The organism is Methylorubrum populi, from assembly GCF_002355515.1.
Lineage (GTDB): Bacteria > Pseudomonadota > Alphaproteobacteria > Rhizobiales > Beijerinckiaceae > Methylobacterium > Methylobacterium populi_A.
Window position 1 is genome coordinate 1,960,625 of the sequence record NZ_AP014809.1, and the last position, 13,551, is coordinate 1,974,175.

At 71.2% G+C, this 13,551-nt stretch carries 14 protein-coding genes; 8 read left to right on the plus strand and 6 right to left on the minus strand.

Features of this window, described 5'->3' with window-relative positions; translation table 11 throughout:
* Window positions 1-52: 52 nt before the first annotated feature.
* From MPPM_RS09000 to chpT, 6 genes are all read right to left on the minus strand, one after another.
* Window positions 53-910: a CheR family methyltransferase gene (locus tag MPPM_RS09000; protein WP_096484764.1), complete on the minus strand. Its 858-nt coding sequence runs from the start codon at window positions 908-910 to the stop codon at window positions 53-55.
* A complete protein-coding gene (locus MPPM_RS09005; RefSeq protein ID WP_096484765.1) occupies window positions 910-2,058 on the minus strand; it encodes a protein-glutamate methylesterase/protein-glutamine glutaminase in 1,149 nt (382 codons plus the stop codon). The genes MPPM_RS09000 and MPPM_RS09005 overlap by 1 nt, the downstream gene beginning before the upstream one ends.
* Before the next feature lie 77 nt (window positions 2,059-2,135).
* Entirely contained in the window at window positions 2,136-2,573 is a 438-nt protein-coding gene (locus MPPM_RS09010) for a response regulator (protein WP_432419842.1), read from the minus strand.
* A gap of 19 nt (window positions 2,574-2,592) precedes the next feature.
* Window positions 2,593-3,072 carry a chemotaxis protein CheW gene (locus tag MPPM_RS09015; RefSeq protein ID WP_096484766.1) on the minus strand — a complete coding sequence of 160 codons (480 nt, stop codon included), beginning with the start codon at window positions 3,070-3,072 and terminating at the stop codon, window positions 2,593-2,595.
* 32 nt (window positions 3,073-3,104) lie between these two features.
* Window positions 3,105-5,852 (minus strand): hybrid sensor histidine kinase/response regulator, encoded by a 2,748-nt coding sequence (locus MPPM_RS09020; RefSeq protein WP_096484767.1) that lies wholly within the window; start codon window positions 5,850-5,852, stop codon window positions 3,105-3,107.
* Window positions 5,853-6,062: 210 nt separating this feature from the next.
* Window positions 6,063-6,803, minus strand: coding sequence for a histidine phosphotransferase ChpT (gene chpT, locus MPPM_RS09025; RefSeq protein WP_096484768.1), 741 nt, complete (start codon window positions 6,801-6,803; stop codon window positions 6,063-6,065).
* A 318-nt stretch (window positions 6,804-7,121) separates the two neighbouring features.
* On the opposite strand from chpT, the gene MPPM_RS09030 reads away from it, so the two are divergent.
* The 8 genes from MPPM_RS09030 to MPPM_RS09065 all read left to right on the plus strand — a co-directional run bounded on the left by MPPM_RS09030 (window position 7,122) and on the right by MPPM_RS09065 (window position 13,486).
* Entirely contained in the window at window positions 7,122-8,045 is a 924-nt protein-coding gene (locus MPPM_RS09030) for a 3'(2'),5'-bisphosphate nucleotidase CysQ family protein (protein ID WP_096484769.1), read from the plus strand.
* A gap of 230 nt (window positions 8,046-8,275) precedes the next feature.
* Window positions 8,276-8,890: a DUF1134 domain-containing protein gene (locus MPPM_RS09035; RefSeq protein ID WP_096484770.1), complete on the plus strand. Its 615-nt coding sequence runs from the start codon at window positions 8,276-8,278 to the stop codon at window positions 8,888-8,890.
* A gap of 279 nt (window positions 8,891-9,169) precedes the next feature.
* Complete coding sequence (locus tag MPPM_RS09040) at window positions 9,170-9,865, plus strand: hypothetical protein (RefSeq protein ID WP_096487792.1); 696 nt, start codon at window positions 9,170-9,172, stop codon at window positions 9,863-9,865.
* Between the two features lie 222 nt (window positions 9,866-10,087).
* Complete coding sequence (locus MPPM_RS09045; protein ID WP_026105627.1) at window positions 10,088-10,366, plus strand: 3',5'-cyclic-nucleotide phosphodiesterase; 279 nt, start codon at window positions 10,088-10,090, stop codon at window positions 10,364-10,366.
* A gap of 178 nt (window positions 10,367-10,544) precedes the next feature.
* Window positions 10,545-10,898 (plus strand): hypothetical protein, encoded by a 354-nt coding sequence (locus MPPM_RS09050; protein ID WP_096484771.1) that lies wholly within the window; start codon window positions 10,545-10,547, stop codon window positions 10,896-10,898.
* Between the two features lie 116 nt (window positions 10,899-11,014).
* The gene (gene lysA, locus MPPM_RS09055; protein ID WP_096484772.1) at window positions 11,015-12,283 is read left to right on the plus strand and encodes a diaminopimelate decarboxylase; all 1,269 of its coding nucleotides are present in this window, start codon (window positions 11,015-11,017) and stop codon (window positions 12,281-12,283) included.
* Between the two features lie 65 nt (window positions 12,284-12,348).
* Entirely contained in the window at window positions 12,349-12,900 is a 552-nt protein-coding gene (locus tag MPPM_RS09060; RefSeq protein WP_096484773.1) for an RBBP9/YdeN family alpha/beta hydrolase, read from the plus strand.
* A 199-nt stretch (window positions 12,901-13,099) separates the two neighbouring features.
* On the plus strand, window positions 13,100-13,486 hold the full coding sequence (locus MPPM_RS09065; RefSeq protein ID WP_096484774.1) for an exopolysaccharide production protein YjbE: 387 nt from the start codon (window positions 13,100-13,102) through the stop codon (window positions 13,484-13,486).
* Window positions 13,487-13,551: the final 65 nt, after the last annotated feature.

The window sequence follows — 13,551 nt, forward strand, 5'->3', positions numbered from 1 at the left end:
GCTGTCGCATCGCTTGCATCGCCGACCCGGCGACCTTTTCGGCGGAGAATGCCTAGAAACCCGCCGCGAGGCGGTGGGGCGTCGCCGCGCGCCCGGCGACAGCGGCCTGGCGGTAGAGGCCGCGGTTCTGCGGATCGGGCACCAGCGCCTCGGTCAGGCCGATCACGGTCTCGGCTGCGCCCAGCAACAGCGCGCCGTCGGGGGCGAGGGCCTTGGCCATCCGCTCCAGGACGTCGGTCTTGGTCGGCGCGTCGAAGTAGATCAGCACGTTGCGGCAGTAGATGATGTCGAACTGGCCGAGATGCTCGAACGGGCTCAGCAGGTTGAGCGGCCGGAAGCTCACCATTCCGGCCAGCGCCGGGCTGATCCGCCACTGCTCGCCGACCTGGGTGAAGTGCTTCACGAGAAGCTGCACCGGCAGACCGCGCTGCACCTCGAAATGGCTGTAGAGGCCGAGCCGGGCCTTCTCCAGCACCTCCGTCGAGAGATCGGTGCCGACGATCTCGACCTGCCAGCCGGCGAGCTGCGCCCCGGCCTCATGGATCATCATCGCGAGCGAGTACGGCTCCTGCCCGGTGGAGGCCGCCGCCGACCAGATCCGCAGGCGGCGCTGGGGGGCTCGGGCGGCGATCGCCTTGGGCAGCAGCACGTCGCGGAACAGGTCGAACGGAGCCCGGTCGCGGAAGAAGAACGTCTCGTTGGTGGTCATCGCCTCGACCACCGCCTTCTCCAGCGGCCCCTCCCGCGAAAGGCGCAGGGTGCCGACGAGGTCGGTCAGGGTCGCGATGTTGAAGCGGCGGCAGACGGGGGTGAGCCGGCTCTCCACCAGATAACGCTTCTCAGCGCCGAGGCTCAGCCCGGAGCGCTTCCTGAGATAGTCGCGCAGGAATGCGAAATCCGCCTCGGTCATCAGACCCGCTCCGCAATCGCGCTGCGCAGGGCCGGCCCGATCTCGGGGAGCGGCAGGACGGCGTGGCACAGGCCCGCCTTGGCGACGCTGCCGGGCATGCCCCAGACGGTGCTCGTCGCCTCGTCCTGGGCGAGCAGGGTGCCGCCGGCCTCCACCAGCGCGCGGGCGCCCGCCGTGCCGTCCGAGCCCATGCCGGTGAGGATGACGCTGAGCGTCGCTCCGCCGTAGAGGGCGGCGGCGTCGAGGAACATCACGTCTACGGCCGGGCGGCAGAAATTCACCGGCGGCCCGTCGTCGAGTCGGATCACGGTGTCGGTGGCCGAGCCGGACAGCCGCATGTGACGCCCGCCGGGGGCGACGTAGATGCGGCCGGGCTGCACCCGCTCGTCGGCCTTGCCCTCGGCCGCCGGCAGGCCGACCCGGGCACCGAGATGCTCGGCGAACACGGCGGTGAAGACCGGCGGCATGTGCTGCACGATCAGCACCGGCAGGCGCCGGAGCGTGGCCGCGCCGATCTTTTCCAGCACCTCGCCGACCGCCCGCGGGCCGCCGGTGGAGGAGCCGATCAGCAGGGCGCGGGGCGGGACCACGGTGCGGGGCTTCGGGCGCAGCGTCACCGTGCCGGACAGGCGCGAGACCGCCGGGGCGGCGGGCGCGGCGGAGGTGGCCGCCTCGACCGCGGTCGGGGCCGGCCGGCGCCGGGCGCGGGCCGCACCGAACACCCGGATGCGCTCGAGCAGATCGTTGCGGAAGCCGTCCGAGGTGGTGACGCCGCGGTTGCTCTCTGGCTTGGGAATGTAATCGACCGCGCCGAGGGACAGGCAGCGCAGGGAGATGTCGGCGTTGCGCTGGGTCAGCGTCGACATCATCACGACCTGGATGCCCGGCTGCTTGGCCAGCATCAGGGGCAGGGCCTGGATGCCGTCGAGTTCCGGCATCTCGATGTCGAGGAGCACGACGTCGGGGTTGCAGCGGGCCAGCGCGTCCACGGCGGCGCGGCCGTTGGGGGCGGTGGCGACCACCTCGTGGCCCGCCTCGCTGAGCCAGCGGGACACGAGCCCGCGCACCACGGCCGAATCGTCGGCGACCAGCACCTTGATCGGGCTGCGCGCCGCGGAAGCTTGTGCGACGGCCGGGAATGCCGACATGGGGGGACTCGTTTCCGCGGAGCGAGAGGGGGCGGGGACCTCGCGGTCCCCGAGGATCAAGAAGGCCCGGGGAGGGATCAGGCGGCTTCGGAGGAGCGCGTCGCGAAACCGACCTGGTCGAGCTTGGCGATCATGATCTCCCGGTCGAAGGGCTTCATGATGTACTCGTCGGCGCCCGCATGCAGGGCCCGGGCGATGGCGCCGACGTCGTTCTCGGTGGTGCAGAACAGGACCTTGGGCCGGTCGCCGAGGGGCGCCTGCCGCAGGTGCCGCAGCACCTCGTAGCCGTCCATGTTCGGCATGTTCCAGTCGAGCAGGATCACCGTCGGCATCGCCTCCGCGCACATGGCCAGAGCGGTGGCGCCGTCCTCGGTGTCGCGGACGGTGAAGTCGAGGGTCTCGAGGATGCGGCGGGCAACCTTGCGGATCACCGCCGAGTCATCGACGATCAGGGCCGTCTTCGCCACGTCCTTGGTCGCGCTTTTGGTCGGGTTCTGGGCCGAGCTGGTCATCATGGGCGCATCCCTCTCGGCTTCAGGCAACCTGCGACTCGCGGGCGTCGCCGAAGGCGAGCAGCGCATCGACGTCGAGGATGACGAGAAGGCGTCCGTCGAGGCGGTGGACGCCCAGCGAGATATCGCGCCAGCGCGCATCGAGGTTGATCGGAACCGGCTCCTGCGTGTCGGCGCCGAGCTTCAGCACCTCGCCGACGCCGTCGACGATGAGGGCGAAGGTTTCGCCGGACTGCTCCAGGCCGATCGCCATCTCGGCCGCGCCCGCCTCGCGCCCCGGAATGCCGAGGCGGCGGCGCAGGCACAGGGCCGTCACGACCCGCCCGCGCAGGTTCAGGAGGCCGACGATCTCCTTGGGCGCCAGCGGCACCGGGGTGATGCCGGCGGGCACGAACACGTCGTGCACCCGGTCGATGGTGAGCCCGAACATGGTCTCGCCGACGAAGACGGTGACGTAGTCGGTGGTGTCGGTGGGAACGGCGTTGCCGTTGGCGGCCTGCATGGCGGCGTGTCCTCTTCCGGTCCGTTCTGGTCTCAGGCCGCGGCGCGGGCGGCGGGTTCGGCGGCGGCCTCGCCGATCTCGGCGAGGGCCGCGAGCAGGCCGCTGCGGTCGAACTTGGCGACGAGGTCGCTGATCGCGAGGCGGCGTGCCTGCTCGATGGCGTCGGCAGCGACCGTGCCGGTCAGTGCCACCACCGGCATCTCGGCCAGCCGTCCGCCGCTCTTGCGCATGGCGGCCACGAGGTCGAAGCCGCTGCGGCCGGGCATGTCGAGATCGCTGACCACGAGGTCGATGCCGGCATTGCCCTTGAGCAGGCCCATCGCCTCGTCGGCGGAGGCGGCGGTCGTCACGCCGTAGCCCGCCGCCTTGAGCACGGGGGTGAGCATGTCGCGGAAGAAGGCCGAGTCGTCCACGAGCAGGAGCGAGGGCGCCTTCACCACCGTCTTGCGCGGGCCGCGCGCCCAGTCGTCGTAGGCGAGCGGCAGGAAGTGGGCGATGTTGATGATGTCGGTTGCCCGGCCCCGCAGCACCGCCGAGCCGATCAGGTCGGAGCGGTCGGCCGAGATCTCGATGTCGAGGCGCTCCTCGACGATGTCGACGATTTCGTCGACCACGAGGCCCATCGCCCGGTCGCCGTCGGAGAACACGACGAGCGCCTGGTTGCCCTCGGAGCGGATCACGATGCCCGGATCAGCCGGCACCAGCGGCATCAGACGGCCGCGGTACTGGATCAGCGGGCGCCCGCCGAGATGCTCGATCTTCGAGGCGTCAATCTCCTCGAGGCGGGTGACGAGGGAGAGCGGCACCGCCTTGAAGCCGCCCGCGCCGCCCTTGAACACGAGGAGCGTCGCCTTGGCATCGCCGGCCTCGGTCTCCTCGACCTCGGTCTCCGTCGCGGCGCCGGACTGCGCGCTCTGGCCGACCAGCTTGGCCACGCCGTTGGGGTCGACGATCAGCACAACGGCGCCGTCGCCGAGGATCGTGTTGCCGGCAAAGAGCGGGATGTGGCGCAGTTTGGACGACATCGGCTTCACGACGATCTCTTCCGTGTGGAAGACCTCGTCCACGAGGACGCCGAAGCGCTGCCGCCCGACCTGGGCCACCACCACGAAGCCGGACTCGACGAGTTCGCCCTCCTCGACAGTCGCCTGCCCACGCATCAGCCCGTCGAGGGTGACGATCGGCAGGAGCCGCTCGCGCAGCCGCAGCACCGGCGCGCCGTGGATGCGCTCGATCGAGTTCGCGCTCTTGTTCTCGCCCTTGGGGTCGACCCGGACCAGTTCGAGCACCGCGATCTGCGGCACGGCGTAGCGCTGCTCGCCGGCCTTGACGATCAGCGCCGAGACGATGGCGAGCGTCAGCGGGATCTTGATGGTGAAGGTCGTACCCTTGCCGAGCTCCGTGGCGATGTCGACCACGCCGCCGATGGTCTCGATGTTGGTCTTGACCACGTCCATGCCGACGCCGCGGCCGGAGACCGAGGTGATCGCCTTGGCGGTGGAGAAGCCGGCGTGGAAGATGAACTTCGCGACCTGCGCGTCGGTCATCCGCTCGATGTCGGCGGCGGGCGCGAAGTTGCGCTCGATCGCCTTCTTGCGGATCGCGGCGAGGTCGAGGCCCTTGCCGTCATCGGCGATCTCGATCGTGATCGTGCCGCCCTCGTGATAGGCCGAGAGGCGGATCGAGCCGCGGGCCGGCTTGCCGGCCTTGATGCGCTCGTTGGTGGACTCGATGCCGTGATCGGCCGAGTTGCGCACCATGTGGGTCAGCGGGTCCTTGATGACGTCGAGGACCTGCCGGTCGAGTTCGGTCTCGGCGCCCGACATCACGAGGTCGATGCCCTTGCCGAGTTCGGCCGAGAGGTCGCGCACGACGCGGGGCAGCTTCTGCCACGCGTTGCCGATCGGCTGCATGCGCGTCTTCATCACGCCTTCCTGCAGCTCGGCGGTGACGTGGCTGAGACGCTGCAGCGGGACCTTGTAGCCGGAATCCTCGTGACGGCGGGCGATCTCGAGGAGCTGGTTGCGGGTCAGCACCAGCTCCGAGACCATCGTCATCAGGTGCTCGATGGTGTCGACGTTCACGCGGATCGTCTGCACCTTGGCGGCCACGGCGCTCTCGCCGCCCTCCGCGGCGGCCGCCGAGGGCGTGGCGGCGGGACGCTCGGCGGCCTGGACGGGCGCTGCCGGCTCGGGCGCGCTCTCGAAGGCAGGCGCGGGCGCTTCGACGACCGGCGCGGGCGCTTCGGCCACCGGCGCGGCGGAGAAGTCATCGGGGCCGGGCGCCTCCATGAAGGCGCGCTCCAGCTCCTCCAGCGAGACTTCACCGGGCTTGAGTTCCCGCTCGACGATCGGCGGCAGTTCGGGCAGGGGCGGCGGAGCGGCGACGGGGCTGGGGGCGGGGGCCTCCTCGGAGGCCATCTGCTCGAGGGCGCCGATCAGGTCGGCATCGGCCCCGGCGGGCTCGGAGCCGGTGGCTTCGAGGTCGGCGAGGATCGCCTTGAGGCGGTCGAGGGTGGCGAGGATCAGCGTGACCGAGGCGCCGCTGACGGGATACCCGTCGCGGAAGCGCCCCATCAGGGTCTCCGCGGCGTGGGCCAGCGCTTCCAGCCGCGGCAGGCCGAGGAAGCCGCAGGTGCCCTTGATGGTGTGGACGAGCCGGAAGATGTTGCGCAGGATCTGCTGGTTGTTGGGGTCCTGCTCGAAACGGACAAGCTCCGCATCGACCGTGTCCAGATGCTCGGCGCTCTCGACCAGAAACTCGCGAAGCAGATCGTCCATGGGGGGTACTCGTCTACGCGCACTAAGGGACGTGCGACGAGCACTCTCGCCTTGGAAAGTTAGTGAAGCGTTGAAGGCGGGCCCGGCTTCACAATTGTTTTTAGGAAGAAACGGGAAGAATTTGAGCGCAGGCGCCCGCTTCCCGGCGTGGGGCCTCCGGTGTGAGATCCCGGGCGTGAGATCCCTGGTCTGAGACCGCAGCCGCGCGCCTCAGGCGAGCTGCGTGTCCGGCGGGGCGCTGTCGGAGGGACGGTCGTTCTCGAGGCTCGGGGCCGGGGCGCCCGGCAGCCCCACCGCGGCCTCGGTGGGCGCGGCGGTGACCGTCACCTCGTCGCCCTGGATCGCGAACCGCACGTCCATTGCCGCCGCGCGCGCGACGAGGCCGGCATAGAAGGGCAGGATGCCGTGGGCATCGACGCTGCCGCCCTCGGGCGTGCCGGCGATCAGCGCCTCGACATGGGGCGGGATGCGCGCGTGGCTGCCCTTGGCGCGCAGGACGAAGCGTGGGGCGTCGCCGTCGCCGGTCACCGCCACGTCGATCACGCCGCCGCGGGGAATCGCGCTCGAGGCGATCACCACGAGGTTGAGCAGGAGCTTGACCTTGTTCTTCGGAAACAGGGCCTGGGGCGCGCTCCAGGTGATCTGCGTCTTCTCGTCGGCGAACATCGCCCGCGACACCTTCTCGGCGTCGGCCAGATCGATCGAGGCGCCGGCCGAGCCCGCCGCGCCGAAGGCGATGCGGGCGAACTGCACGCGGGCCGAGGCAGTGCGCGCGCTCTTGCGGATCAGTTCGAGCGCGAATTCGCGCATCGAGGGATCGTTGTCGTCCTCGAGCACTTCGAGGCCGTTCACGATCGCGCCGATCGGGCTGATCACGTCGTGGCACACGCGCGAGCACAGCAGGGCCGAGAGGTCGAGGGCGTCGAGGGTGAGGCTGCTGGTACCGCTCATACTACCGCTCATGGCGCGCTCCGTTCCCGGCTGTCGAAAGAGGTGTCGCAAACAGGTGTCGCGAAGTGCCGCCGGCCGGTCGGACAGCCCGCCCCCCGGATGCGGCGGGCACCGGATCCGGCTAGCGAATAGTCACCGGCGGCCGCTTTGGAAAGCCGCGCCCACCGATCCGTCCTCGCCGCCGGTCCCGAGCGTCGGCGCGGATGTCCCGAATCCGCCGCAACCTGAGGGCATGGAATCCGGCTCACGCAGGCTTGCGTACCCAATTCGGACACATGTCGGATCGACAAGTCCCGTTCGTTCATTGATGACATTGCGATGACTGCCCCCGCCTCCCTTCCGGCCGCCCCGTCGACGGTCCTGACGGCTCCCGTTCCGGCCTCGCTGCGCGACGCCATCGCGGACCGGCTCGCCGGGATCGCCTGCGAGGCCGGGCGCATCCTGCGGGGCTATCACGGCGGCGACTGCCCGCACGTGATCAAGCCGGACGGCTCGCCCGCGAGCCTCGCCGACACCCGCTCCGAGGAGCTGATCGTCGCCGCGCTGGCGCAGGCCTTTCCCGGCATTCCGGTGATCGCCGAGGAGACCTCCTGCACCGCGCGGCCCGCACCCCTGTTCTTCCTCGTCGATCCCCTCGACGGCACCCGCGACTTCCTGGCCGGCAACGAGCAGTACTGCGTCAATATCGGCCTGATTCAGGGGGACCGCCCGATCGCCGCCGCGCTGGCGGCGCCGGGCCTCGGCCGGGTCTGGGCGGCGGGCACCACCGCCCGCGAGGCGCCGATCCGCGAGGGCCGGCCGGGTGAATTCCGGGCGGTGCACGTGCGCGCGGCGCCCGCCGACGGCCTCGTTGCCCTCGTCAGCCGCCTGCACGGCGACAGCGACACCGATGCCTGCCTGGAGCGGATGCATGTCGGCGAGCGGCGGGTCGCCTCCTCGGCCCTCAAGTTCGGTCTGATCGCGGCGGGCGAGGCGGACATCTACGTGCGCTGCGTCCCCACCATGGAGTGGGACACCGCGGCCGGCGACCACGTGCTGACCATGGCGGGCGGGCGCGTCGTCGGCCCCGGCGGCGACACGATCACCTACGGCCACCATACCCGCTTCTACCGCAACGGCCCCTTCGCGGCGCTCGCCTCGCCGGCCTATCGCGACGTGCTCGATCTGCCGCAGCAGGGCGCCGTGTCGTATTTCGACCGGCGCCGGGCGGGGGAGACGGTCGAGGCCACGAAGCAGGGATAGGGCGCGACGGCCGTGTCTGCGGAAATCGTGATCAGGGCGGCTCGGCCGGCAGACGCGGCCGCCGTCGGCCCGCCTCCGCTTAACCATACGTTAACCCAATCTTGACTTGATCGGTCGCGAGACTGCGCGCTCCCTGCGTGCCTCGATCCGACGGCTTCCGGTAGCGGAGGCCCCCGCCCGGCGATGGGCGGGCTGCGGCGAGCGACGGGGGAGCCGGTAGGGAGACCGACATGCCGCACGATCCCATCCGCACGGCGACGACCCGCCGCGCCGCCCTGCTCGGGCTCTCCGCCGGGCTCTCCGGCGGACTTCTCGCTAGCGCCGTCCCCGCCCTTGCCTATCAGGACGACGGCGTGCGTCCGGACTCGTTCCGCGCCTCCGAGGTGGTCGAGAACGGACACCGCTTCTTCGGAAGCGTGTCGCGCGGCCTCGCCCTGACCGTCGAGGAGGCGAGCCGCCGCTGGGGCGAGCCCAACGGCTACATCCTCGGCCAGGAGGCGTCCGGGGCCATCGTCGGCGGCCTGCGCTTCGGCGAGGGCACGCTCTACACCCGCAATGCCGGGCAGCGCCGGATCTACTGGCAGGGCCCGACGCTGGGCTTCGACGTCGGCGGCGACGGCGCGCGCACGATGATGCTCGTCTACAACCTGCCCGCCGTGCGCGACCTCTACCGCCGCTTCGGCGGCGTCGACGGCTCGGCCTACTTCATCGGCGGCTTCGGCATGACCGCCGTGACCGACGGCGGCATCGTCGTGGTGCCGATCCGCTCCGGCGTCGGCGCCCGGCTCGGCATCAATGTCGGCTACCTGAAATTCACCGGCCGCCCGACCTGGAACCCGTTCTGATTCTTTTCGATAACAGTCCCAAGGCCGCGCGGCGCGATCCCATGTCATCGCTCCGAGAGCGATCGGGTCGGATGTCCGGCGCGAAGAGCGCCCGCGGAACGGGCCTCGGCCGAGGCGTCGCGTGGAGCGAAAGCCCAAGGCCGCGGAGGCGGTCGCCGGCGCTTGAGGCCGAGGAGAAGACAGCCCGCTTGCCTCCCCGCGGGCAAGACGGGCAAAAGACGCAGCGGCCGGACCTCCCGGCCGAGGCGGCGTGAGGGCCCGTTCGTGATCGAGACCGTGATGATCTTCGGGCTCGGCTTCCTCCTGGCGAGCCTGTGCGCCCTGACGGTCCTGCCGACCGTGAACGCCCGCGCCGGCCGTCTCGCCCGGCGGCGGATCGAGGCGACCCTGCCGGTGAGCGTGTCCGAGGTCGTGGCCGAGCGCGACCACCTCCGGGCGGAATTCGCCGTGGCCCAGCGCCGGCTGGAGCGGAAGGCGGAGGCCATCGCCGCCCGGCGTCACGCCGACATGGCCGCCATCGGCGCCCGCACCATGGAGGCCGAGGCGGCGGTCGCCGCCCGGATCCTCAGCGAGGCGGAGGTGGCCCGCGCCCTCGAACGCATCGCCGGACTCGACCGGGATCTGGCCAAGGCCCGGGCCGAGGGCGAGACGGGGCTCGCCACCCTCCACGCCCTGGAGGAGGCCCATCGTGCGCTCCTCGACGATCTCAAGGCGGCGCGCCGGGCGCAGGCGGGTGCCGCCCCGGCCTCGACCGAGGATGCCGCGGGCGCGGCCGCGCCCGCGCGCCAAGGGATCGAGGCCGAGGTCGAGGCGCTGCGCGCGGAACTGGCGGCTGCCCGGGCCGCGCCCGCGAGCGAGGACACCGCCGAGCTGCGCCGCCGCATCAATGAGGTTGCCGACGCCCTGGCCCGGCGCGACCGTCTGCCCCAGGCCGGGGGCTTCCCGGTCGCCTCCCCGGCGCTCGCCGAGAGCTGAGCCGCGAAGCATCGAAAACGACTGGAGCCGAAACGCACGCCGCGGCGCGGGCGCGACGCCTATCGTGCGGGCCATCCCTTGCGATGCCCCGTCCGAGCCCGTAAGCACCGAACCACCTTGCGTTTGCCCCGGACCCGCCTCGTTTCGGACATGCGGGGGCATCATCGCGCCCGGATCTCCTCCCACGCATCTTTCCCTTCAAACCGCGATCGAGCGAACATCATGGCCTTGAAGCTGACGCCCCTGGTTCTCGCATTGACGGGCGCGGCCGCCCTGCTGGCCGCTCCGGCACAGGCGCAGCAGTCGAAGCGCGGCAACGAGACGCTCAAGAAGTACTGCACCGGCGATTACCTGAGCTATTGCGGCAACCTCGACCCGGACGATCCGGCGACCGACCAGTGCTTCAAGACCAACTGGTCGAAGCTCTCCGAGAACTGCCGCCGGGCGATCGACGCCTACACGCCGCCGAAGGATGCGCCGCGCGGCAACAAGAAGAGCTGAGGCCGCCCTGCGGCCACGCCGAGGCGGAGCCGGGCCGGGACGCGGCCGGGCTCACCGCTCGGCGATTTCGGCTCGAGCGCACACCGTCTTCGTCCGCGGGGCCGGTGGCCATCTTTCGGGCCGAGGCTCCAACGGCTAAGCTCGCGCAGCCCCGCCGGAAAGATCGCCGGAAATCCCGATGCCCGCCCGCTCCGCCCGCCTCTCGATCCTGATCGCGCTCGGCCTTGTCCTGGCCTGCACGGCCTGCGGCCGGCGCGGCAGCCTGGAACCGCCGGGCGCCCCCGCGGCCGAGACCGCCCCGGCCGGCCCGCGCCCCGGCGTGCCGGCCTCGGCGCGCAGCCTGCCGGGCAGCACGGTGTCCCTGGGCGACCGCGGCGCGGCCCCCGATCCGGAGGCCGTGCAGGCGGGCGACGAACTCAGCGCCGCGGCGATCCCCGCGGGCGGCGACGGCGTTCCGGTCACGACCTCCCGCGGATCGAAGCGCGGCTACAGGGTGCCCAAGGAGCCGTTCATCCTCGATCCGCTGCTGTAGCGGCCTGAGGCGGCCCGCCCGGACAAGCCGAGGCCCGGTTCGAGGTAGACAGCGCACCGCGCGCGGGGGCATTCGGGCGTGCCGGCCACACTTTCCGCGCGGCGGATGATCCTGACATGCACCATTTCCACTATCGGGACGGGCGTCTCCACGCCGAGGACGTCGATCTGACGACGCTGGCGGACGCGGTCGGCACGCCGTTCTACTGCTACAGCACCGCCACCCTGGAGCGGCACTACCGCGTCTTCGCGCAGGCCTTTGCCGGCGACGATGCGCTGGTGTGCTTCGCCATGAAGGCGAACTCGAATCAGGCGGTGCTCGCCACCCTCGCCCGCCAGGGTGCGGGCATGGACATCGTGTCCGAGGGCGAGCTGCGCCGGGCGCTGGCCGCGGGCGTGCCGGGCGAGCGCATCGTCTTCTCCGGCGTCGGCAAGACCCGCGAGGAGATGGCCGCCGCGCTCGATGCCAACATCCTCTGCTTCAACGTCGAGAGCGAGCCCGAGCTCGCCGCCCTGTCCGAGGTCGCCGCCGCGCGGGGCCGGACGGCGCCGGTCTCGATCCGCGTGAATCCGGACGTCGATGCGCGCACGCATGCCAAGATCTCGACCGGCAAGTCCGAGAACAAGTTCGGCATCCCGATCTCCCGCGCGCGCGAGGTCTATGCCGGGGCGGCCCGGCTGCCGGGCCTCGAGATCGTCGGCGTCGACGCGCATATCGGCAGCCAGATCACGGACCTGACCCCGTTCGACAACGCCGCGCGCCTGCTCTGCGAACTCGCCCGCGACCTCCTCGCCGACGGGCACCGGCTGCACCACGTCGATTTCGGCGGCGGGCTGGGCATCCCCTATCGCGACGACAACGCCCCCCCGCCGGATCCGACGGCGCTCGCCGAGATCCTGCGCCCCCATTTCCGGCCGCTGGGCCTGCGGCCGGTCTTCGAGATCGGGCGGATGATCGCGGGCAATGCCGGCATCCTCGTCACCCGGGTGATCTACGTGAAGCCGACGGAGGACAAGACCTTCGTCATCGTCGACGGGGCGATGAACGACCTGATCCGCCCGACGCTCTACGACGCCTTCCACGCCCTGCGGCCCCTGCGCGAGCCTGCCCCCGACACGCCGCGGCTGACGGCGGACGTGGTCGGCCCGGTCTGCGAGAGCGGCGATTATCTCGCGCTCGGTCGCGAGATGCCGGCGGTCGGGCCGGGGGATCTGATCGCGGTGATGAGCGCGGGGGCGTACGGTGCGGTCCAGGCCGGCACCTACAACAGCCGCCGTCTCGTGCCCGAGGTGCTGGTGACCGGCGACCGCTCGGCGGTCGTGCGCCCGCGCCCGAGCTACGACGACCTGATCGGCCTCGACCGCCTGCCCGACTGGCTCGCGTGACGCTGCCGGTGGAGCCGGGCGGGCCGTCGCCCGTTGCGTAGGGACGCCCTTCCGAGAAGACTTCGATGAAGACTGCCGATTGCGACATCCTGATCCTGCCCGGCTATGCCGGCTCCGAGGAGGAGCACTGGCAGGCGCGCTGGGCGGCCCGGCTCAAGACCGCGCGGATCGTTGCGCAGGACGACTGGCATCGGCCCGACCCGGAGGCGTGGCGCAGCCGCGTCGTCGAGGCAGTCGAGGCGGCGACCCGGCCGGTGATCCTCATCGCCCACAGTCTCGGCGTCGTCGCGGCGGTGGAGGCCGCGCCGCGTTTCCCTGAGGGCGTCGTGCGCGGGGCCCTGCTTGTCGCCTTCCCCGACATCGAGGCGGGCGCCGACCTGCCCGAGAGCGTGCGCGCCTTCGCGCCGGTGCCGCGTGACCCGCTGCCCTTCCCCTCGTTGCTGGTGGCGAGCCGCACCGACCCGCACTGCACCTACGAGCGGGCGGAGGATTACGCCTATGCCTGGGGCTCGGCGCTGGTGGATGCGGGTGAGGCCGGCCACATCAACGTCGCGAGCGGGCACGGGCCGTGGCCGGAGGGGCTGATGCGGCTGGCGGGATTCCTCGCGCCGCTTTGACCGGCGGACGCGATCGGGTGGTGGTGGAAGAGTGTATTTTATATCAGCAGCTTGGGCTGATTTCTAGCAAATGTAGGAAAGTGCAGTCCTAAAAAGATTCTTTGATGCAGGATAAATCGGGAACTTAATTTTCCTTAATTGCTTTCCTCGGGCAGACCGGACGGCAAGGCCGATCCGACACATTCGGAGGGACGCAAACGTGACGCTCACGAAGACCATCGCCACGGCCACCGCTTTCGCCTTCATCGCGGGCTCCGCGCTCGCCGCCCCCTGCAACACCGGCAGCACCAACGCCAAGGCGCCCAACGATTCCACCGCCGCGAACAGCAGCACCGGCAGCGGCGCCGATGCGGGTTCGAAGAACCTTGCCGGCGGCCAGCAGCCGGCCTCCCCGGGCACCGTGGGCGCGATGAACAATGTCGGCGCCGGCCAGGGCGTCGGCAACAAGCCGGGTTCGGACCAGACCTCTTCGGCCAAGAACACCGCCGGCGGCGACCAGCCGGCGGCTCCGGGCACGGTCGGCGCGATGAACGCCGCCGGTCACGACCAGAAGCTCGGCGACAAGAAGGGCGGCGACGACTGCTGATCGCTGCCCTCGAGCCGTCGAAGAACGAAAAGGCTCCCGCACCGACCGGTGCGGGAGCCTTCTTT